A 20,334-nucleotide genomic window follows, 5' to 3' on the forward strand; every position below is an offset into this window, starting at 1 on the left:
ACAGCATCGGGCGCGCAAAGGTCCGCAGAGATGGCACATACCACTTCCCTCTGGTCGCGCCGCCGCATCATCGGCCTTGGCGCTGCCGCAGCGCTGACCGGCGGTGCGGTCTACGGTGGGCGCTGGTATAACGTCGCCGCGCAGAACGGCACCGGCACGCTGACGCCGCTGCAGGCCCACGCGGGTGTGCAGGATGGCACGCTGCTGTTGATAGACATCCGCCGCCCCGACGAATGGGCGCTGACCGGGATCGGGCAGGGTGCGCATCCGCTGGACATGCGCAATGTGGATTTCATGGCGGCACTCCGCTCGCTGGCGCAGGCACGAGGGCTGCCCGTGGCGGTGATCTGTGCACGTGGGGTGCGGTCGCGCTTTGTCACGCGGCAGATGCAGGCCGCAGGGCTGGCCCCGGTGACCGACGTGCCCGAAGGGATTCTTGGCTCGGGTGCCGGGCCGGGGTGGATCAAACGTGGCTTGCCCCTGGCGCGCGTGTGAGGGACAGCAAATGAGGCACACAGAGATCATGAACAGTTTTCGCAGTCTTGCCGCCGCTCTGGCGCTGATGGGCACCGCGCAGGTGGCGCAGGCCGGGTGTGGCGCCGCGCCGGAGCCTTGCGCGATTGACACTGGCACCTATCACATCAGCTTGCCCGACGGGCCGCCCAAAGGTGCGATCATGTTCCTGCATGGCTACGGCGGCACCGGGAATGCCAGCCTGCGCCCCGACGGGTGGGCGGGCAGAGCGCTGGCGCGGGGCTATGCGGTGATCGGCCCTGATGGCACCGAAATGGCGGGCCGCAACGGCAGGCGCTGGTCGTTTCACCCGGATTTCCCGCAGGACCGCGACGAGGTCGGCTTTCTGATGGCAGTGCGAGACGATGCGGCCAAGCGCTTTGATCTGGACGCAGGCCAAATGGTGCTGGGCGGGTTTTCCATTGGCGGGTCAATGACCCATTACGCCGCCTGCGCCGCGCCCGACGCCTTTGCCGCCTATGTGCCCGTCGCCGGTGCGTTCTGGCGGCCCGATCCCGCCACCTGCGCGGGGCCGGTCCGGCTGTTGCACACGCACGGATGGAGGGACACGACCGTCCCGCTTGAGGGGCGCGTGCTGCGCGGCGCCGATCTGAATGATCCTCAGGCGGTCGCGCAGGGCGATGTGTTTCATGCGATGCGGCTGTGGCGGCAGGTCAACGGCTGCGTGCAGCTTCGTGCCGACCGTTTCGTGACCGAAGGGCCGTTCCTGCGCCGCGCATGGGATCGTTGCACCCCCGGAACGGCGCTGGAGTTTGCGCTGTTCGAGGGTGGCCACCGTGTGCCTGATGGCTGGATCGACATGGCGCTGGACTGGCGCGAGGGACTGTGACGCCCTGGCTTTGACGCTTACTCGGCCACCAGCTTGCCACGTCCTTCCAGATCGGCGCGCAACGCGGCGCGCAGGGCGCGGGCACGGCCCACGATGGCAGGCTCATGCAGCGTCAGCGGGCTGTCCATGCGAAAGCCCGCAGGCGCATGGCGCGCCAGATTCAGCGAACTGAGTGCCGAAAGCGGCACCGCCAGCAGCAGGCTTGTCACGATGGGCACCAGCCACCACGACACCAGTCCCGAAAGAAGGCCCACCGAAAGCAGCACGCCCAATGTGGTCTCGACCCAGTGGAATTTCAGCAAGACCGCCACCGGCTGACGCGTGCCCTCGCGGTTCTGTGGGGCCCATGCCTCGCGGCGCGACAGCAGGGCGCGCAACACGGCCTTGCTTTGCTGGATCATCAGGATCGGCGCATAGGCCACCGACAGCGCCACTTCGGTCAGGAACGCAGTGCCAAAGGCGCGCTTGCCGCCGAACATCCGCACCGCGCCGGGGCGCATGGCGATGACCAGCGCCGAGGTGATCTTGGGCGTCAGCAGCATCGCGTACATGATGACCAGAAAGCCCACGCTGTCGATATGGCTCATCTCGGGGGGCCACGAGGGGAACAGAGGGTTGGCCTCGTTGAAATAGCGGATCACATTGGTCTCCGCGTCCTTGCCCAGCAGGGTCCAGAACACCAGCAACAGGAACCACGCGGGGCTCATCAGATAGGCCATCGCCCCCTGGAACAGGTGAAAGCGGCTGACCGGGTGCAGCCCTTTGGTGCCCAGAAGCCGCAGGTGTTGCAGGTTGCCACGGCACCAGCGGCGGTCGCGCAGGACATAGTCAACGAGCGTTCCGGGCGTTTCCTCGAAACTGCCCGCGACGCGCGGCAGAAACTTCACGGTCCAGCCTGCACGACGCAGCAGCGACGCTTCGACAAAGTCGTGACTCAGGATCAGATCGCGCCCGCCGCGGATGTGCGGCAGACCTGCAGCAGAGGCAAAGGCTTCGACGCGGATGATCGCATTGTGACCCCAATAGTTGCCCTCGGCGCGGGCCCAGCGGGCCAGCCCCTCGGCCAACAGCCAGCCATAGGCCATGTTGGAAAACTGCTGGATGCGGGCAAAGACGGTCTCGGCCCCGATCAGCTGGGGAAAGCTCTGGATCAGCCCCGCCTGCGGGTCGGCGGCCATTTCGTCGGACAGGCGCACGATGGCGCGGCCCGTCATCAGGCTGTCGGCGTCCAGCACCAGCATCGCATCATGGGCGGCACCCCAGCCGGTGATCCAGTCGGCCAGGTTGCCCACCTTCTTGTCGACGTTCTGCGCGCGGCGGCGGTAATGGACCGTCATGCCCTCGGGCACGTCGCGGCGCAGCACCTCGAAGGCTTGCAATTCGCGCGCGGCAATCGCGGGGTCCTGCGTGTCGCTGAGGATGAACAGCGCATAGCGGTGCATCGGCTTGCGCGCCGCCACGTCGTTCAGCATCGCGGCGGCATTGCCGAAGACGTCCCAGGTGACTTCGTTGTAGACCGGCACCAGCAGGGCCACGTCCATCGGCGCGCCGCGCCGCGCGGGTTCGCGTGCTTCGAAGCGTCCCGCAAGGGCCACGCCCACCGTGCTGACGGCCAGCGACACCCAGACGAAGGTCAGCCCGATCATCGCCAGCAGCGCCCATTCGACGACGCTCATGCCGGCCTGCGACAGCACGCCATGCAGACCCCACAGCAAAAGCGCCGTGATGGTCAGCGCCGGGGCAAAGACCGCCAGCCGCCAGCCGAACCCGTCCTGCGCACAGGGGCGCGCGCCGGGCGCGCGGTGCAGGTCCTGTTCGGGCATCGCCAGAGGCGCACGCGGGGGCATATGGGTCAGATCGGTCAGTGTCATGCGGTTGTCCAGCGGTAGAGCCAAAGCTCGGAAAGGGCGGCATCGCCCTGGCGAAGTTGCACCCGGAACTCGGCCAGCTTGACCTCTTCGGGGAAGAACGTGAAGGCCAGGCGCAGGCCACCCGTGGCAGGGTTGCGCTGCAATATGCCTTCGCTGACGCTGCCCGCACTGGTCGTGACGATCTGTGTGATCGTTTCCAGATCGTCGGGCAGGTTTGAGCTTGGGGCGAAGTCGATGGCAAAGACGCGACCGCCTTCGGGGCGTGCGCCCGCTGCGGTGTTGATCACGCGCATGGGTTCCGCCAGAGACACCGGCGCAGGATCGGCACCCCAGTCCAGCTGATAGCTCATGACGTGCTCGGACCCTGCAGGGATCGCTTCGGCGGGACGCCAATAGGCGACGATATTGTCGTAGATTTCAAGATCGGCAGGGATTTCCACCAGCGCGACGGACCCATTGCCCCAACCTTCACCGGGGGTGACCCACAGGCTTGGACGGTTGTGGTAATGCGCCTCAAGGTCGTTGAAATTCTCCAGCTTGCGCGCGCGCTGCATCAGGCCGAAGCCCTTGGGGTTCACGTCGACGAACGAGCTGACCTGCAAGGTCGCGGGGTTGGCGAGCGGTCGCCAGATCATCTCACCGCCGCCGTTGTGGATCAGCAGTCCGTCGCTGTCGTGGACCGCCGGGCGGAAATCGTCAAAACGCTGGCGGTCGGTGTCGTCGAACAGGAACATCGAAGTCAGCGGCGCGATGCCCAGATGCGCAAGGTCGGTGCGCGCAAAGAGATGCGCGCTGACATTCATCCGCAGCACTGGGCCGGGCGTGATGTGGAACGTATAGGCGCCGGTGACGGAGGGGCTGTCCAGCAGCGCGTGCACCACCACAGTGTCAGAGCCGTGCGCAGGGCGTTCCAGCCAAAGGCCGACGAAGTCGGGGAATTCCTCGCCCTCCGGGTCGCCGGTGTTGATCGCAAGACCGCGCGCCGACAGGCCATAGCTTTCGCCGGCCCCGAGGCCACGGAAGTAGCTCGCGCCCTGAAAGACCGCGTATTCCTCGAAGATGCCGGGTTTGTGCAGCTCTGCCCGCAGGCGCAGACCGCTGTAGCCCAGCGTCTCGTCCAGATCGACCTGCGGGAACTGGTCGGTCTTGTCGAACACGCCCATGTCGAAGGTCAGGGGCCGCGCTGCGCCGTCCTCGACCTCGAACATGGCCACCGCCTGCGGAAAATAGAGACCCGGCGGGAACACATCCACACGTTGGGGCGCGTCCGTGCCTTCCCACAGGGCATTGCGGCTGTCGAACCAGATCTTGCGGTACTGGTCATAGGACAGGTTGCGCCAGCTTTTCGGGATCTGCGGGCGGGGCGTATAGCTTTCGGCAGCCATCTCGCGGGCACGCCGGATCAGGCTTTGCGCGTCAAAGCGTTCGGGTGCGCCGACCTGCAAGCCGGGCTCGTCCGCCCATGACCGGGCAGGGGCAGCAGCGGCAAGGGCCGCGAGGGATGCAAGGAATTCGCGTCGCAACATTATAATTGGGCCTTTTTCCAGGGTTGGCCTTTGAACCAGCCCGCACCGTAGGCGGTGGCTATCAGCACCGCCGCTCCGGCCAGATTGATCATAAGAACGGGAAGAACGCGGTGGCCGGACACGTCGATGCCAAAGCCCATGAGCCGCGCGATGAACATGCTGACCACGAAGACGGCCAGAGATTGCTGACCCACTTTCAGGATGATCGTGACCAGGGCGTCCCAGACGCGCGCCAGCGCGCCGGTGCCCCGCGCCAGAAGCCTGCCACCCTTGTCGCCTGCGATGACCCAAGCCAGGTAGGCCAGCGCCAGAAAGTGCAGGTACCGCAGGACAGCAAAGGATGACTTGTCGTACCAAGCGAGGTTTTCCGCACGCCACGTCTTTGCCCATGCCCATCCGAATTCGCGCAATGCAACGTCAGAGACCAAGGTGTTGGACACCACAAGCACCGCCGACAGCACCACCAGCGTCATCGACACCGGCGGCTTCGGCAGCCAGCCGCGCATGAAGGCAAAGCCGGTGAAGAAGATCAGCTGCCAGCCGAACGGGTTGAAGAACCAGTTCCGGTCGCTCCAGGGTTCTGCCGGAAGCGCCAGATGCCACGCGCCAAGGCCAAGGGTCTGCATCAAGCTCTCCTGCGCCATCAGCCATATACAGACCACGAACGCTGCAACTGCAGAAAAGTTCATTCGCACCAGCAGCATTATGATCGGCATGAACAGCAGCACGATCATGTACATCGGCAGGATGTCGAAATAATTAGGTACATAGCTCAGCGTCATGAAGCTGAGGAAGATGTCGGGGTTCGCCCATTTTTCGCTTTCGACAAAGAGCGGCCACAGGTTCAGCTGACCCCAGTAGTTCATTCCGGTGATCTCCAGATCAGTCAGCCATATGGTCAGCGCGAGAGTGGCGCAGAACAGCCCGACATGGGCCCAGTAGACCTGCCAGACGCGGTACAGCACGCGCGCGCTGCCCAGCTTCCAGCCCGCGCGGTCGAACCCGCCGCCGAATGCGATGGCGCTGGCCATGCCAGAGCAGAACACGAATATCTCGGTCGCATCGGAAAAACCCCAGCGGGCGGGTATCCAGCTGGCCAGAAAATTGCCCGGAGTGTGTGCGATCAGGATGATGAACATCGCGATGCCGCGAAAGAAATCAAGCCGCAGGTCGCGGACACGCGCAGTACCGGCTGTGATCGTTGCAGATGCGGGCGCAGCGTTGCGCGCAGAGGGCGGGGTCATGGTGTCGGTCGCGGCCGTCGAGTATGTCATCACCGCCTCTTAATCCGCATCGTGTCGGTTGTCTTCATTGGGTTTTCTCATTGGGCGGCAATACGCCGTGCGCTGGAAATCGACGCCGCGCGGATCTGTGCGAAACGGTCCTGATGACCACCCCGCATGTCCGTCCGCTGCGCCAGAATCAGCGCTGTACGCTCAACCCGACCGGCGCGCAATCCGGCATCTATCGTCATGCGTTCAAAGACATCGCGCTGTGCATGGCTGCCGCCGATCGACTGCATCGACGCGCGTGCTGCGGCCAGATTTTGGAACGCCTGATCCCAGCGTCCTTCAGCGAAAGCATGCAGTCCGGCGACCGCCGCCAGACCGGGGTCGGCGACCCTCTGGGCCATTTCGCCATGGCGGATCGCGTCGCGGGCAAAGCGGGCGCACATGGCATCGGCGGCGGCCCCTTTTCGAGCGCCCGAAAGTGCCAGCATGTAGTGCAGATCGGCAAAGACCAGACAGCCATCCTCGACCCGCGCCTCGGAGAATGCAGCCAACTCGTCCCAGCGGTCGCCCACGTCCATGCCGTCCAGTTCCAGCCGCATCAACAGCGAGGTCGCGTTGGCGATGTCGCGGTAATCGTCGGTCTTGTCGGCGCGAATCTGCTGATCGTAGAGTGCCAGCACCACGTCCATCTCGCCACGGTCCAAGTGCAGCAGCGCCTTGTGCCACCAGACGTGGTGCCGAAAGTTGTTGCAGTGGTCCCATGCGCTCTTGTGGTCGTCGATCAGCGCGATGCCCGCATCGGGCCGGGCCGTCATGTCGTACACATGCGCCACAGCGTGCAGTCCCCATGCGTCGTCGGGCGCGTGTTCCAGCCCCCGCAGCCCGGTGCGCTCGGCGGCGGCATAGTCGCCGGTTTCCTCAAGCGTGAAGGCATGGCAGCCCAGCAGATAGCCGCGCATCGGGTGGATTGTGTGCGCATCCAGAACCGCCTCTACCGAGGCGCGCATGCCGCGCGCATCGCCCAGCACGAAGCGGATGGCGTGGCTGACCTTGGCCGACAGCGTGTCACGCGGTTGCAGGCGAAGTGCCGCCTCCATCGCGGCAATTGCCCCCGAGGGCCGCCCCTGCAGCCATTCGCCAAGTGCCTGCACCCACAGCTTTTCGCGGGGCGCGGCACTCTCCCGGCTCAGCGCCGTCAGTGCCGCCTCGTGCGCCTCGCGCGCCACGGCGATCAGTTCTGCGCGCCCCATCATCAGCGAGAACAGCCCCCGCGCGGCGTGGCCCATGGCGAAATCGGGCGCGCCCTCCAGCACCTTGCCCAGATGCACAGGCGTCTGAGTGCCGTGCGACAGAAATCCAGTGATCACGCCGTTCCAGTGGTCCAGCAGAACCGGATCATCCAGAGAGATCGGGCTGTCACAGATGTCGCTTTGCATATGGGGGCACCTTTCCAGTGGCGCAGGAGCGTCCCTGCGGGGTGCCCCCAATTTACGCGTCTTTTGGGCCTTCGGGGGTGCCTTACACGCAGGTGTGACATGCGCTGCGCGTTTTCGTGAGCATTGGGGCGGATTTGCAATATTTTTGGGCTGTAATGCGCAAATCCGGTAGGATCACTCCTGCGCGTCGGGGTCGGTGCGCAGCATCTGTAACACCGCTGCCGTATCCTGCCCAAAGGCGGGCGGCGCACGGCGGTAGGTGACGGGCGTCGCCGACAGCTTCAGCGGATTGCCCAGCAGGCGCAGATGGCCCCCGGCGACCCCTTCGCAGGGCAACTCGACCACCGCACCGCGTGCCTGCGCCTGATCCGATGTCAGCGCTTCGGCGACATCGTGGATCGGGCCCACGGGCACCTTGACCGCATGCAGGCGGGTCATCACGTCATTACGGGCCAGGGCCTTCAGCGCCGGACGCATCTGCGTCATCAGCGCGGCGCGGTTCTCGATCCGGTGCTGGTTGGTGTCAAAACGCGCATCTTCGCTGAGCCCCGCCAGCCCGACCGCGTCACAGAACCGCGCGAATTGCGCATCATTGCCCACCGCCAGCAGGATATGGCCGTCGCTGCATTCAAAGGCGTCATAGGGCACGATGTTGGGGTGCGCATTGCCGCGCCGTTCGGGGATGTCGCCGCTGGTCAGGTAGTTGGTGCCCTCGTTGACCAGCCAGGCCATCTGCGTGTCCACAAGGCTCAGGTCGATGTGCTGCCCCTCGCCGGTGCGGTCGCGGTGGCGCAGGGCGGCCAGAATACCGATGGTCGCGTACATCCCGCACATCACGTCGGCGATGCCAACGCCCACCTTCATCGGCGCACCTTCGGGCTCTCCGGTCAGGGACATGATCCCGCCATAGCCCTGCGCCATCAGGTCATAGCCGGGCTGGCTGCTGTTCGGTCCGGTCTGCCCGAACCCGCTGATTGAGCAATAGACAAGCGCGGGATGCCTTTGCAGCAATGTCGCATGGTCCAGCCCGTATTTGACCAGCCCGCCTGGTTTGTAGTTCTCGATCACCACATCGGCGCGTGCGGCCAGTTGGCGCAGGGTGTCTTGCCCTGCGTCTGTGGACAGATCGACGGCGACCGACAGTTTGTTGCGGTTGGCGGCCATGAAGTAGGCCGACAGATCAGTGGCTTTGCCAGCCGTGTCGCATGCGTAGTTTGGTCCCCAGCCACGGGTGTCGTCGCCGCCGGTCTTGGGGTTCTCGACCTTGATGATCGTGGCGCCGAGGTCGCCCAGCAGTTGCGTCGCGGTCGGGCCTGCGAGGATACGGCTTAGGTCGAGGACAAAGAGACCGTCCAGTGCACCCTTGGTTGCGCCGCTAGATTCGGCCATCGTAGGCTCCCTTTTCGATATGGGCGGCGATGACGGAAAAGGTGTCGGCGGCTTGCGCCCGTGCCAGAGCATCGTCCAACTCGGCCCGGCTGCGCACATCCACGCCCTCCCCTCCGAAGGCGCGACCAATGGCGGCAAAATCATGCGTACCGAAGTCGACGCCGTGATTGCTCAGTTGCCGCTGGCGCTGTTTCAGTTCGATCAAGGCAAGCGCGGCATCGACGAAGACCACGAAGATACAGCGCAGGCCCAGCTCCTTGGCCGTCGCCAGTTCGCCCGCGACCATCAGAAACCCCGCATCTCCGCTGAAGCTGACCACCGTGCGGTCGGGCGAGGCGAGTGCCGCGCCCATCGCCAGCGGCACGGCACAGCCCATCGTGCACAGCGCAGAGGATTGCATCAGGGCGCGCGGCTCATGGCAGGTCCACATCTGGCTGAGCAGGATGCGGTGTGCACCGCTGTCTGCGGTGGCCAACGTTCCGCGCGGCAATGCGCTGCGGCAAGTGGCGACGATGGCGGCTGGGCCCCAGTCTTCGTCTGCGGGAAAGGCTGCGGCCAGCGATGCCTTGGCCGCTGCGACTTCGCTACCCGACCATGTGTCGCGCGGGGTTGCGGCCTGCATTAACGCAGTGACTGTGGCGCTGACCGATCCCACGATGTTGATGGTGGACTGGTGCATGTAGTGGTGGTTCGGCACCGCGGTCACCTCGACCACGCGCTGCGTGGTGCTGTCCCAGGCATCGCGCCAGCCGGGGCGCATCTCGATCGGATCGTAGCCCAGACAGAGCACCAGGTCGGCGGATTGCACGAAGGGCAGCAGCGTCTTGTCCGCCAGTGGCGAAAGGCCCGCACCGCCCAGGGCCAGCGGATCGTCTTCGGGCAGCATCCCCTTGGCCTTGTAGGTGGTGATGACCGGCATACCGAACTGCCGCGCCAGGCCCGCCACGTCCGCCACTTCGTTCAGCGCATCGACGCCCGCGATGATGACGGGCCGCGCTGCTTGCGACAGCCAGCCCGCGATCTGCGCCAGCGTGTCGGCATCCGGCACCACTTGTGCGGCAACGGCACGTGGCGTGGGTGCGGTGACAGGCACCTGTGCATCGGCGACGCGGATGGGAATGTCGATGAACACCGGACCGGGCTGGCCTTCTGTCGTGATGCCGACCGCCTTGTCGATGATTGTATGGGTTGCCCCTGCATCCAGCAGAAACGTGGCCTTGGTGATCGGGGCGAAGACAGCGCGCTGGTCCAGTACCTGATGGGTGTAGCTTTGCGCCTCGTCGGCATCGACGGCCCCGGCCAGCACGATCAACGGCACGCGGTCCTGCAGGGCGTTGGCCACCGCGTTGACCCCGTTCAGCACACCGGGGCCGACCGTGGCCACCAATATGCCCGGCGCGCCGGTGCGATGCCACGCGCCCTCGGCCATGAAGGCCGCGGCGTTCTCGTGTTTGCACAGCACGAAGGTGATCCCCGCCGCCTCAAGCGCGTCGATCATCGTCAGAACCTCGCCTCCAGGCATCCCGAAAGCCATGCGGCACCCGGCAGCATAAAGCCTGTGCGCTACGGCATCTGCGGCCCTTATCGTCTTGGTCATCTTACCCTCAACTCCGGTTTCCCCGGAGCTTGCCTTCGCCCCATCGGCGGCGCAACTCACCATAGCGCCAGCAATGTGACAATTAATCTGGAAATGCCGCTTGACCTTCCAGTGGTGGGAAGCCTTATATGCCCTGTCATGACATTGCATTTTGACATTGACGGGATGAGCTGCGCGGGTTGCGCAGGCCGTGCCGAACGCGCTCTGGCCGCCATTCCCGGCGGGCAGGACGCCCGTGTGAACCTTGCCACCCACTCCGGTCAGATCGACGGCGTGGATGCGGCACTGGTGCGCGAAACCCTCACCAAGGCGGGCTATCCCGCGCGCACGCATGACGTGACCCTGCAAGTGGACAACATGACCTGCGGATCGTGCATCGGGCGGGTCGAAGCGGCGGCGCTGAAGGTGCCCGGCGCGCTGACCGCTCATGCGAACCTTGCCGACATGACCCTGCGCGTGACCACTCTGTCGGGCCGCGATACAGGCGCGCTGCGTCGTGCGCTGGACACGGCAGGCTATCCTGCCGCCGACATTCAGACCGATGCGGAGATGCCACAGGATCAAGACCGCCACAATACCGCAAGCTATCGGCGGCGGTTCATGATCGCGGCTGTGCTGACCCTGCCGGTGTTTCTGGCCGAGATGGGCGGGCATATCTATCCGCCGATCCACCACATGATCGCGCGCACCGTCGGCATGCAGGCCAGCCACCTGATCCAGATGGCGCTGACGCTGGCAGTTCTGGCCGGCCCGGGTGCTGGATTTTTCCGGCGTGGCATTCCGGGATTGCTGAAGGCGCGGCCCGACATGGATGCGCTGGTGGCGCTGGGCACCTCTGCGGCCTTCGCCTATTCGACGGTTGTCACGGTGATGCCCGAGGTGCTGCCCGCAGACGCGCGTTCGGTCTATTTCGAGGCGGCCGCCGTCATCGTCACCCTGATCCTGCTGGGCCGCTGGTTCGAGGCGCGGGCCAAGGGCCACACCGGCGACGCGGTGCGCAAGCTGATGGCGCTGGCGCCTGACACCGCGATGGTGCAGCGCGGCGATACTTACGTCGAAACCCCGCTGTCTGACATCGTCAGCGGCGACACGCTGCTGGCCCGTGCGGGTGACAGGATCGCCACGGACGGCATCGTGACGACGGGCAGCGGTCACATCGACACCGCCATGCTGACCGGGGAGCCGGTTCCGGCCTTCGTCACCGTGGGCGATGCGGTCAGCGCGGGCTGCATCAACGGCACCGCGCCGCTGCATTACACCGCCACGCGCACCGGGTCCGACACCATGCTGGCCCGCGTCGTCGAGATGACCCGCGAGGCGCAATCGGCACGGCTGCCGGTGCAGGCGCTGATCAACCGGGTTACGGCGGTCTTCGTGCCGGTGGTGATCGCGGTTGCCACGGTGACCGCGCTGGTCTGGTTGCTGGTGGGCGATCCGACGCAGGCGCTGATCGCGGGTGTTGCCGTACTGATCATCGCCTGCCCCTGCGCGATGGGGCTGGCCACACCAGTGTCGATCATGGTCGGCACGGGGCGTGCGGCTGAATTGGGCGTGCTGTTCCGTCAGGGCGATGCGCTGCAAGGGCTGCAATCGGTGAAGGTCGTGGCCTTCGACAAGACCGGAACCCTGACGATGGGCGCGCCGACGCTGACTGACATGCACGTCACCGACGGGTTTGACCGCGCGGCGCTGTTGCCGCAGGTCGCCGCCATCGAGGCGCAGTCCGAACACCCCATTGCCCGCGCCATCGCCGTCGCCGCCGAGGGCTCACACCCTGCGGTCAGCGACATCACCAGCACCACGGGGCAGGGCACCTCCGGCACCGTCGAAGGCACACGCCTGCACATCGGCAACGCGGCATACATAAAGGCCCAAGGTGTCGACCCTGCGCCGCTGCAGTCGCTGGCGACAGATTGGGCCGCCACAGGTGCCACACCTGTCTTCGTTGCCGAAGGTGAAAGGCTCGCCGCCCTGATCGCCGTCACCGATCCGATCCGCGACGGGGCTGCGGAGGCCATCGCCGCGCTGAAAGCCAGTGGCGTCACACCCGCCCTGATCACCGGGGATGTCGCCGCCACTGCGCAGCATGTTGCCCGCCAATTGGGCATCGACGCGGTCACCGCCGCGGTTCCGCCGGGGGGCAAGGTCGCCGCGCTGGAGGCCCTGCGCGCGGCGCACGGGCCAGTGGCCTTTGTCGGGGACGGCATCAACGACGCGCCCGCATTGGCGGCGGCAGACGTGGGGCTGGCCGTGGCTAGTGCGTCAGATATCGCGATTGAGGCCGCCGACGTGGTGCTGATGTCACAGAGCCCCGACGCCGTGCTGCGCGCCCGCGCGATCAGTGCTGCCACCTTGCGCAACATTCGGCAGAACCTGGTCTGGGCCTTTGGCTACAACGCGCTGCTGATCCCGGTGGCGGCGGGCCTGCTGGTGCCTTTCGGCGGGCCGCAACTCTCACCCAGCCTGGCCGCGGGGGCGATGGCGCTCAGCTCGGTCTTTGTGGTTACCAACGCGCTGCGCCTGCGCCGTCAAGGAGACACCCGATGAACATTTCCGAAGTTGCATCAGCGGCGGGCCTGCCTGCCAAGACGATCCGGTACTACGAAGACATCGGCCTGATCCGCCCTGCGCGCAGCGCCAACGGCTACCGCGCGTTCTCGGACCAGGATGCGCACAAGCTGGCGTTCCTGTCGCGGGCGCGGTCGCTGGGGTTTTCCATCGAGGACTGCCGCACCCTGCTGGCGCTTTGGGAGGACCGCAGCCGCGCCAGCGGCGATGTCCGCAAGCTGGCCAAGGATCATCTGGAAGAGATCGACCGCAAGCTGGCCGAACTGCACCAGATGCGCGACACGCTCGCCCATTTGGTCAAGTGCTGCGCGGGCGATGACCGCCCCGATTGTCCAATCATCGACAGCTTGGCCAAAAGCTGAGGGTCGGCTGGGCAGGCGTTACAGCGGAAAGGTCGCGTCTACGATCAGCCCGCTTTCTTTCCAGTGCAGGTCGATGGTGCCGCCGACGGCGGTGATCAGATTGCCGATGATCTTCGACCCGCTGCTGCGCTTGGGCGGCGACACCGGCGGTCCACCCGTCTCGGTCCAGCGCAGCGCCAGCGTCTCTGCGCCCTGCGACGTCTCTATGTCCCAGCGCAGGTCGAGCAGACCCTGAGCGGCCCCAAGGGCACCGTGTTTCACCGAATTGGTTGCCAACTCGTGCAGGGTCAGCGCGACACATGACAGCAGGTGGTGCGGCAGGGGAACGTCCCGTCCTTCCAGCTGGAACTGCGGCGCGCCTTTCGGGGCATAGGCCGCAAGGATCGTGCGCCCCAGATCGCCGAACGTCAGATTTTCATCCGCCGCCCAGTTGATTGTGTCGAAATGCGCATCGCTCAGCGCCTGCAACCGTTCGTTCAGGATCTGCGCCAGCGCCGAAGGATCGTTCTGTTCGCGCACGGTCATCCTGATGACGATGCTCATCACGTTGACGATGTTGCGCAGCCGGTGGATCAGCTCGCGCTCGGTCAGTTCGCGCGCCTCGCGTTCCGCTTCGCGCTTGGCGGTCACATCCAGTTGCGAGCCGAAGAAGAAGATCAGCTTGCCGTCGTCGTCCATGATCGGCCCCAGCTGCAGGGCATTCACGAAACTGGTGCCGTCCTTGCGGTAGTTCACGATCTCGACGGTCTCGACCCTCTTTTCGGCAATCGCCTTGCGCAGGGCGTCCAGGCTTTCTGGGGTGGTGTCGCGCCCCTGAAGGAACCGGCAGTTCCTGCCGATCACTTCCTCTTCGGTATAACCGGTCAGTTCCAGAAACGCCGCATTCACGAAAACGATCGGATTGTCGGGCGCGTTCGGGTCGGAAATGCACATCGGAATGCGTGAGTGTTTGACGGAATGTTCCATCGCCCTGTCGTCCATCAAGTTCCAGCGCGGTCGGGCGTCCGCTACAGTCGTATTCTGTTCCAAGCTCTCGATTACCTTCGGTGTCTTCTTACTTAACCTGGTTATTTAATTTCAAAATTTAGTTTGGCCAATATATTATTGCGGCGGCAGATTTTGGCACGGATGACCTTGCGGCAAGTTTGACTGAGCCTCTAAATGGAAAACGGCCCGACAAAGCCGGGCCGTTTCAAAATCCTGTACCTTCTGACAGGTCTCAGCGGCGGCGGTCGCGCCGTGCCGACATCGGCTGGAACGCAACGCCGACGTGGGCCTCGCAATAGGGCTTGCCCGCTTGCACCGGCAGACCGCAAAACCAGAAATCTTCGGTTGCAGGGTCGCCCACGGGCCATTTGCAGGTGCGTTCGGTCAGTTCCATCAGGCTCAGGCGCTTGGCCTTTTTCTCGATCTCGCTGACCTTGGCCAGCGCTTCGGGGCTGATTTCATTGGCCGAAGGCTGCGGCGGCAGCGGCTGGCCCGCCGGAATGATCTTGGCGCGCGGCGGCATCACCGCGACGCGGGTTTCGGGCTCCGGCTCTTCTTGCGGTTTGGGCTTGGCCTCGACCTTGGGCTTGGTCTCTGGCTTTGGCTTGGCGTCCGCCTTGGGGGCCGCGGGCTTGGGCTTTGGCTCGACCTTGGCCGTGGTGCCGGACCCTGCGCGGTTCGACAGGCCCAGGCGGTGCACCTTGCCGATCACGGCATTGCGGGTGACCCCGCCGAGTTCCTTGGCGATCTGGCTGGCCGACTGGCCCTCGCCCCACATCTTTTTCAGAGTTTCAACGCGTTCGTCTGTCCAGGACATGCAGGCTTTCCTAGCTAAAAAGCGGCGCATCGAGGATGGCCGCTCGTGTATCAATATCAGCGCTCTATTCTAATCACTCAGCATGGAGTTACAAGGCAAGAACCCGCGCGGCCACGTGAAAGAGCTTGTGCGGCCTTCTCCAGCCACATGCGAAACCGCTTTCCTTTGCGTCAGCGCTGCGCTAGACGCACGCCATGACAGCGATGGCACATATCATTTCGATCCGACGACGCTCCGCGTAACGTCCGCTCTCGAGACACCTTGTGTCGCAGGGCCATGCCCGCCTGTCCACCGCCAAACGGCACCCCCCATACTTCAAATCTGTTGACCCCGCGGCCCGCGTCATGCACCAAAGTGCTTCGCACCGCCCGTATCAAAGGACGATCGCCATGATCCCCTCCGTTCTGCCGACCTATTCCCGTGCTCCCTTGAGCTTTGTCAAAGGCGAAGGCGCCTGGCTGACCGAGGCGGACGGCACCCGATATCTCGACCTTGGCGCGGGGATCGCGGTGAACGTACTGGGCCATGCGCACCCAGGTCTGGTCAACGCGCTGACCGATCAGGCGGGCGCGCTGTGGCACACATCGAACCTCTACCAGATCCCGCAGCAGCAGGCGCTGGCCGACAAGCTGGTCGATGCGACGTTCGCCGACACGGTGTTCTTCACCAACTCTGGCACCGAGGCCTGCGAACTGGCGGTCAAGATGGCGCGCAAGTATTGGTACGACAAGGGCCAGAAGGACCGGGTCGAGATCATCACCTTTTCCGGCTCGTTCCATGGCCGGTCGGCTGCGGGCATCGCGGCGGCAGGCTCCGAGAAGATGATCAAGGGCTTTGGCCCGATCCTGGGCGGTTTTGTGCATGTCGATTGGGCCGATCACGATGCGCTGACCGCCGCCATCAACGACAACACGGCGGCGATCATGATCGAACCGGTGCAGGGCGAAGGCGGCATCCGCCCGCTGCCAGATCAGTGCCTGAAAGGTCTGCGCGATCTGTGCGACGAGCACGGCATCCTTCTGATCCTCGACGAGGTGCAATGCGGCGTGGGCCGCACCGGCAAGCTCTTTGCGCACGAATGGTCCGGCATCACACCCGACATCATGATGGTCGCCAAGGGCATCGGCGGCGGCTTCCCCCTGGGCGCGGTGCTCGCCACCGAAGATGCGGCCTCGGGCATGACCGCAGGCACCCACGGATCGACCTATGGCGGCAACCCGCTGGGCTGTGCGGTGGGATGTGCTGTGATGGACATCGTCAGCGACCGCACCTTTCTGGACGAGGTGAACCGCAAGGCGGGCCTGCTGCGCCAGAGGCTTGAAGGGCTGGTCGCAAGCCATCCGGACGTGTTCGAGAGCGTGCGCGGCGCGGGCATGATGCTGGGTATCAAGTGCAAGGCCGCCAACACCGACGTTGTCGCCGCAGGTTACAGGAACCACGTGATCGCGGTGCCCGCCGCCGACAACGTGATCCGCCTGCTGCCCCCACTCAACATCTCCGACGATGACATCGGCGAGGCGATCAGCCGTCTCGATGCCGCTGCCGCCAGCCTCTCCTGACTGGCTCTACGGCTTCAAAATATCCCCATGGAGGGCGGAGGCACATGTCCCCGTCCTTTGCCAATACAGAAAATGACTTATGAAACACTTCCTTGATATCCACACCACAGATCCCGCCGAACTGCGCAGCATCATCGACACCGGACGCGCCATCAAGACTGCGCGCGAAGGCCGCCCCAAGGGCACGCCCGACGACGATCAGCCGCTGGCGGGGCACATGGTGGCCCTGATCTTCGAAAAACCGTCCACCCGCACCCGCGTCAGCTTCGATGTGGGCGTGCGCCAGATGGGCGGGCAAACCATGGTGCTTTCGGGGGCCGACATGCAGCTGGGCCACGGCGAAACCATCGCCGACACCGCCCGCGTGCTGTCGCGCTATGTCGACTTGATCATGATCCGCACCTTCGAAGAGGCGACCCTACTGGAGATGGCCGAACACGCCACCGTGCCGGTGATCAACGGCCTGACCAACCGCACGCACCCCTGCCAGATCATGGCCGACATCATGACCTTCGAAGAACACTCAGGCCCGATCAAGGGCCGCAAGGTCGTCTGGTCCGGCGACGGCAACAACGTCTTCGCCTCTTTCGCCCACGCAGCGAAACAATTCGACTTCGAATTGGTGTTCACCGGCCCCGAAACCCTGCAGCCCGAAGCGGCGCTGAACGGCCTATACACCACCGAACGCGACCCGAACAAGGCGGTGCAGGGTGCCGATCTGGTGGTCACCGACACCTGGGTGTCGATGCACGATCCACAATCCGCCCGCGAACGTCGCCACAACCAGCTGCGCGGCTATCAGGTCAACACGGCGCTCATGTCCAAAGCGAAACCTGACGCGCTGTTCATGCACTGCCTGCCCGCTCACCGCGACGACGAGGCGACCTCCGAAGTCATGGACGGCCCCCATTCGGTCATCTTCGACGAGGCCGAAAACCGCCTGCACGCGCAAAAGGCCGTCATGCGCTGGTGCCTGGGTAAATAACACCAAGCCATTCCCTCGGGACCCGGCTTCTTTTGGCCAAAAATATCCTGGGGGAGACGCGCAGCGTCGGGGGCAAAGCCCCCGCCTTAAACAATTCGGGCAAAGCCCCCGCTGTAAACAATTCGGGCAAAGCCCTTAAACCGCCCTCAATCCAGCGCCGGAAACCAATCGGGCAATGCACATTTGCAGTCCAGCTTGAACGACCGCGACCGCACCAGCCCGATTTTTTGATCCACGACCGGCCCCTCGGCCAGCGCATCCCGTGCCATCTGCGCAGCTGCAGCCCAGTCCAGCGCCTCCATCCGCGACACCTGCGCCTGCACCTTGCGCGCCTCGTGCGCGGGGTCTTCCCAGGCCTTGCCGGGCAGGCCGTCTCCGGGGCCTTGTGCCACTTCGGCTCGGTGCCGGTTGGCCTCCGCCAGCGCATCGCGGTTGGCAAACTTCAGATGCGCCAGATACACACCCTCTGGCAGCACATAATCGAATGCGGCCACCCGTCGTGGCCGCACCTGCACCCCGTGGCGTTTCATCGGAATGCCGCCGCGCACTGCCCAGGCCTTGCTGTAGTGTCCTGAAAACACGCCGAAGAGACCCTCTTCCGTGTCCACTATTTCCAGTCCCGTCGCGAACAGCGCCTGCCCGCTCTGGCCCTCGAACACGCTTGCCAGCCCGTCATGCACCGACGGATCGAGGCAGATCAGCTCGTCGGTATCGGTGCGGATCACCCAGTCGTAAACCTCGGCCAGCCCCGCCTGTATCCCGTTCAGCATCCGCCCGCGCGCGGCGTCAAAGCCGGAAAGATCGTCGCGCGGCACGGTCAGAATGCTGGCTTCGGGACATATCTGCGCAATCTTCGGGTCAGCGCCATGTGCCACCACCACCAGATGCGCAAAGCCCACCAGCGCACCGTAATGGCGGTACCACTGCGCCAGCGCCCAGTAATCGCGGTAAACCATCGTGATCGCACAAATCTTCATGCCTGCATCTAGCCATCCCAGCCATGGCTGGACAAGCCGGAACATCGCAGGGCAAACCTCGCCAAGGCTTGCCCCCGCCAAATGTGCGGGTATGTTCGCCGCAACGACCACAGCATGGGCAGAGCAGATGGCGCAGCACGACAATCGGGCACAGATCGGCGTTTACGGACTGGGCACAATGGGCAGCGCTCTGGCGCTCAACCTCGCCGACAATGGCTTTGACGTCGCCGTCTCGAACCGCGAGGCGGACTGGATCGACAGCTTCCTGCCCGAAGCCGTCGGACTGTCCGGCAAGGTCACGGGCCACGCCGATCTGGCGGAATTCGTCGCCGCCATCGCCACCCCGCGCACGATCCTGTTCATGATCCCCTCGACCCGGCCGATGGACCTGATGATCGCCGCGATCACGCCTCTGCTGTCGGATGGCGACACCATCATCGACGGCGGCAACGCCGATTTTCACGACACGCGGCGGCGCGGTGCGGCGCTCGAAGGCACCGGTATCCACTTTGTCGGCGTGGGCGTCTCTGGCGGGGAAGAGGGCGCGCGGCGCGGGCCTTCGATGATGGTCGGCGGCTCGGATCATTCGTGGCAGCAATTCAGGCCGATGGCCGAGGCGATCGCGGCCAGGTTTCAGGGCGATCCGTGCGTCGCCCACCTCGGCCCCGACGGCGCGGGCCATTTCGTCAAGACGGTGCACAACGGCATCGAATATGCGGACATGCAGATGATCGCCGAGCTTTACGGGCTGATGCGCGATAAGGCAGGGATGGATGCGGGCCGCATCGCTCAGGTTTTCGACAGCTGGCGCAGCGGTCCGCTCGCCTCTTACCTGATCGATATCACTGCCAAGGCTCTGGCGACCAGCGATGCTGCCACGGGCCAGCCGGTGATCGATGTGATCCGCGATCAGGCCGGACAGAAGGGCACGGGCCGCTGGACCCTGATCGAGGCGCTGGAAATGGGGCAAAGTGCCTCGACCATCGAGGCTGCGGTCGGCGCGCGCGGCTGGTCGTCCGAGGGCGACACCCGCCGTGCGGCGCATGATCTGCTTGATCCGGGCACGCAACCCGCGGACATACCCGGTGCGGACGACATGGAAAATGCCATGCTTGCCGCGCGAATCTTGGGCCATTCGCAGGGCTTCCGCGTGCTCTCGGCAGCCTCCGAGCAGTTCAAATGGGACCTCGACCTTGCCCGCATCGCCGAGATCTGGCGTGCGGGCTGCATCATCCGCTCGGCTCTGCTGGATGAATTTGCCGATGCCGTGCGCGAGGGGTTGCCGCATGGCCACCTGATCCTTGCGCCGTCGATGCGCAAACGGCTGGCTCAAGCCTTGCCGGGATTGCGGCGCGTGGTCTCTGCGGCGGTACTCAGCGGTCAGCCGATGCCCGCGCTGTCGGCGGCGCTGGCGTGGCACGACACGATGGCGCTGGGCCGTGGCACCGCCAACATGATCCAGGCGCAGCGCGATTATTTCGGTGCGCATGGGTTCGAGCGGATGGACATCGAGGGCGCGCATCACGGCGACTGGGAACGCTAGTGCTCTGAGTCTGACGTATCTTACCGGTTCCCTCGGATTTGATCGAGCTTATCCAAGGCGCGGCGTTCCCGGGTGAGAATATCCTCGGCGGTTTTGGTCCATTTGAAGGGCTTGGGGCTCTC

The 20,334-nt window shown here is 64.9% G+C and carries 16 protein-coding genes; 7 read left to right on the forward strand and 9 right to left on the reverse strand.

Annotation, left to right across the window (positions count from 1 at the left end; translation table 11 throughout):
* Positions 1 to 30: 30 nt before the first annotated feature.
* A complete protein-coding gene (locus tag NTA49_RS13015) occupies positions 31 to 495 on the forward strand; it encodes a rhodanese-like domain-containing protein (RefSeq protein WP_258295224.1) in 465 nt (154 codons plus the stop codon).
* Positions 496 to 505: 10 nt separating this feature from the next.
* On the forward strand, positions 506 to 1,363 hold the full coding sequence (locus NTA49_RS13020) for an alpha/beta hydrolase family esterase (protein WP_258295225.1): 858 nt from the start codon (positions 506 to 508) through the stop codon (positions 1,361 to 1,363).
* Between the two features lie 17 nt (positions 1,364 to 1,380).
* On the opposite strand, the gene mdoH is transcribed toward NTA49_RS13020, so the two are convergent.
* The 6 genes from mdoH to NTA49_RS13050 all read right to left on the reverse strand — a co-directional run bounded on the left by mdoH (position 1,381) and on the right by NTA49_RS13050 (position 10,414).
* The gene (gene mdoH, locus NTA49_RS13025) at positions 1,381 to 3,234 is read right to left on the reverse strand and encodes a glucans biosynthesis glucosyltransferase MdoH (RefSeq protein ID WP_258295226.1); all 1,854 of its coding nucleotides are present in this window, start codon (positions 3,232 to 3,234) and stop codon (positions 1,381 to 1,383) included.
* Positions 3,231 to 4,760, reverse strand: coding sequence for a glucan biosynthesis protein (locus tag NTA49_RS13030; RefSeq protein ID WP_258295227.1), 1,530 nt, complete (start codon positions 4,758 to 4,760; stop codon positions 3,231 to 3,233). Before NTA49_RS13030 ends, mdoH begins: the two co-directional genes overlap by 4 nt.
* Positions 4,760 to 6,034, reverse strand: a complete 1,275-nt coding sequence (locus NTA49_RS13035) for an OpgC family protein (protein WP_258295228.1) — start codon at positions 6,032 to 6,034, stop codon at positions 4,760 to 4,762. The genes NTA49_RS13030 and NTA49_RS13035 overlap by 1 nt, the downstream gene beginning before the upstream one ends.
* 47 nt (positions 6,035 to 6,081) lie before the next feature.
* A complete protein-coding gene (locus NTA49_RS13040) occupies positions 6,082 to 7,428 on the reverse strand; it encodes a tetratricopeptide repeat protein (RefSeq protein WP_258295229.1) in 1,347 nt (448 codons plus the stop codon).
* 174 nt (positions 7,429 to 7,602) lie between these two features.
* Positions 7,603 to 8,817 (reverse strand): CaiB/BaiF CoA transferase family protein, encoded by a 1,215-nt coding sequence (locus NTA49_RS13045; protein WP_258295230.1) that lies wholly within the window; start codon positions 8,815 to 8,817, stop codon positions 7,603 to 7,605.
* Positions 8,804 to 10,414 (reverse strand): thiamine pyrophosphate-binding protein, encoded by a 1,611-nt coding sequence (locus tag NTA49_RS13050; protein WP_258295231.1) that lies wholly within the window; start codon positions 10,412 to 10,414, stop codon positions 8,804 to 8,806. The genes NTA49_RS13045 and NTA49_RS13050 overlap by 14 nt, the downstream gene beginning before the upstream one ends.
* A 138-nt stretch (positions 10,415 to 10,552) precedes the next feature.
* Here NTA49_RS13050 and NTA49_RS13055 point away from each other — a divergent pair, with 138 nt between their 5' ends.
* Entirely contained in the window at positions 10,553 to 12,961 is a 2,409-nt protein-coding gene (locus tag NTA49_RS13055; RefSeq protein ID WP_258295232.1) for a heavy metal translocating P-type ATPase, read from the forward strand.
* Complete coding sequence (gene cueR / locus NTA49_RS13060) at positions 12,958 to 13,344, forward strand: Cu(I)-responsive transcriptional regulator (RefSeq protein ID WP_258295233.1); 387 nt, start codon at positions 12,958 to 12,960, stop codon at positions 13,342 to 13,344. Before NTA49_RS13055 ends, cueR begins: the two co-directional genes overlap by 4 nt.
* Positions 13,345 to 13,362: 18 nt before the next feature.
* Here cueR and NTA49_RS13065 read toward each other — a convergent pair whose 3' ends face one another.
* Both NTA49_RS13065 and NTA49_RS13070 read right to left on the reverse strand, forming a co-directional pair.
* Entirely contained in the window at positions 13,363 to 14,310 is a 948-nt protein-coding gene (locus NTA49_RS13065) for a PAS domain-containing protein (RefSeq protein WP_258295234.1), read from the reverse strand.
* 253 nt (positions 14,311 to 14,563) lie between these two features.
* Entirely contained in the window at positions 14,564 to 15,148 is a 585-nt protein-coding gene (locus tag NTA49_RS13070) for a GcrA family cell cycle regulator (RefSeq protein WP_258295235.1), read from the reverse strand.
* Between the two features lie 389 nt (positions 15,149 to 15,537).
* Between NTA49_RS13070 and NTA49_RS13075 the strand changes: the two genes are divergently transcribed.
* Complete coding sequence (locus NTA49_RS13075; protein ID WP_258295236.1) at positions 15,538 to 16,707, forward strand: aspartate aminotransferase family protein; 1,170 nt, start codon at positions 15,538 to 15,540, stop codon at positions 16,705 to 16,707.
* 79 nt (positions 16,708 to 16,786) lie between these two features.
* Positions 16,787 to 17,692: an ornithine carbamoyltransferase gene (argF, locus tag NTA49_RS13080; RefSeq protein ID WP_258295237.1), complete on the forward strand. Its 906-nt coding sequence runs from the start codon at positions 16,787 to 16,789 to the stop codon at positions 17,690 to 17,692.
* Positions 17,693 to 17,838: 146 nt separating this feature from the next.
* Here the strand turns inward: argF and NTA49_RS13085 are convergent, their stop codons facing one another.
* Positions 17,839 to 18,669 carry a glycosyltransferase family 2 protein gene (locus NTA49_RS13085; RefSeq protein ID WP_258295238.1) on the reverse strand — a complete coding sequence of 277 codons (831 nt, stop codon included), beginning with the start codon at positions 18,667 to 18,669 and terminating at the stop codon, positions 17,839 to 17,841.
* A 127-nt stretch (positions 18,670 to 18,796) separates the two neighbouring features.
* Here NTA49_RS13085 and gndA point away from each other — a divergent pair, with 127 nt between their 5' ends.
* A complete protein-coding gene (gene gndA / locus NTA49_RS13090; protein ID WP_408637149.1) occupies positions 18,797 to 20,212 on the forward strand; it encodes an NADP-dependent phosphogluconate dehydrogenase in 1,416 nt (471 codons plus the stop codon).
* The last annotated feature ends 122 nt before the right edge of the window (positions 20,213 to 20,334 follow it).

Origin of the sequence: Pseudosulfitobacter koreensis (genome assembly GCF_024733015.1) — a bacterium.
In the GTDB taxonomy this organism is placed as follows: Bacteria; Pseudomonadota; Alphaproteobacteria; order Rhodobacterales; family Rhodobacteraceae; genus Pseudosulfitobacter; species Pseudosulfitobacter koreensis.

Excerpts from the sequence above, each read along its gene's own strand:
- NTA49_RS13015 (WP_258295224.1), top strand. The coding sequence starts at position 31 with ATGGCACATACCACTTCCCTCTGGTCGCGCCGCCGCATCATCGGCCTT.
- NTA49_RS13020 (WP_258295225.1), top strand. The coding sequence starts at position 506 with ATGAGGCACACAGAGATCATGAACAGTTTTCGCAGTCTTGCCGCCGCT.
- mdoH (WP_258295226.1), bottom strand. The coding sequence starts at position 3,234 with ATGACACTGACCGATCTGACCCATATGCCCCCGCGTGCGCCTCTGGCG.
- NTA49_RS13030 (WP_258295227.1), bottom strand. The coding sequence starts at position 4,760 with ATGTTGCGACGCGAATTCCTTGCATCCCTCGCGGCCCTTGCCGCTGCT.
- NTA49_RS13035 (WP_258295228.1), bottom strand. The coding sequence starts at position 6,034 with ATGACATACTCGACGGCCGCGACCGACACCATGACCCCGCCCTCTGCG.
- NTA49_RS13040 (WP_258295229.1), bottom strand. The coding sequence starts at position 7,428 with ATGCAAAGCGACATCTGTGACAGCCCGATCTCTCTGGATGATCCGGTT.
- NTA49_RS13045 (WP_258295230.1), bottom strand. The coding sequence starts at position 8,817 with ATGGCCGAATCTAGCGGCGCAACCAAGGGTGCACTGGACGGTCTCTTT.
- NTA49_RS13050 (WP_258295231.1), bottom strand. The coding sequence starts at position 10,414 with ATGACCAAGACGATAAGGGCCGCAGATGCCGTAGCGCACAGGCTTTAT.
- NTA49_RS13055 (WP_258295232.1), top strand. The coding sequence starts at position 10,553 with ATGACATTGCATTTTGACATTGACGGGATGAGCTGCGCGGGTTGCGCA.
- cueR (WP_258295233.1), top strand. The coding sequence starts at position 12,958 with ATGAACATTTCCGAAGTTGCATCAGCGGCGGGCCTGCCTGCCAAGACG.
- NTA49_RS13065 (WP_258295234.1), bottom strand. The coding sequence starts at position 14,310 with ATGGAACATTCCGTCAAACACTCACGCATTCCGATGTGCATTTCCGAC.
- NTA49_RS13070 (WP_258295235.1), bottom strand. The coding sequence starts at position 15,148 with ATGTCCTGGACAGACGAACGCGTTGAAACTCTGAAAAAGATGTGGGGC.
- NTA49_RS13075 (WP_258295236.1), top strand. The coding sequence starts at position 15,538 with ATGATCCCCTCCGTTCTGCCGACCTATTCCCGTGCTCCCTTGAGCTTT.
- argF (WP_258295237.1), top strand. The coding sequence starts at position 16,787 with ATGAAACACTTCCTTGATATCCACACCACAGATCCCGCCGAACTGCGC.
- NTA49_RS13085 (WP_258295238.1), bottom strand. The coding sequence starts at position 18,669 with ATGAAGATTTGTGCGATCACGATGGTTTACCGCGATTACTGGGCGCTG.
- gndA (WP_408637149.1), top strand. The coding sequence starts at position 18,797 with ATGGCGCAGCACGACAATCGGGCACAGATCGGCGTTTACGGACTGGGC.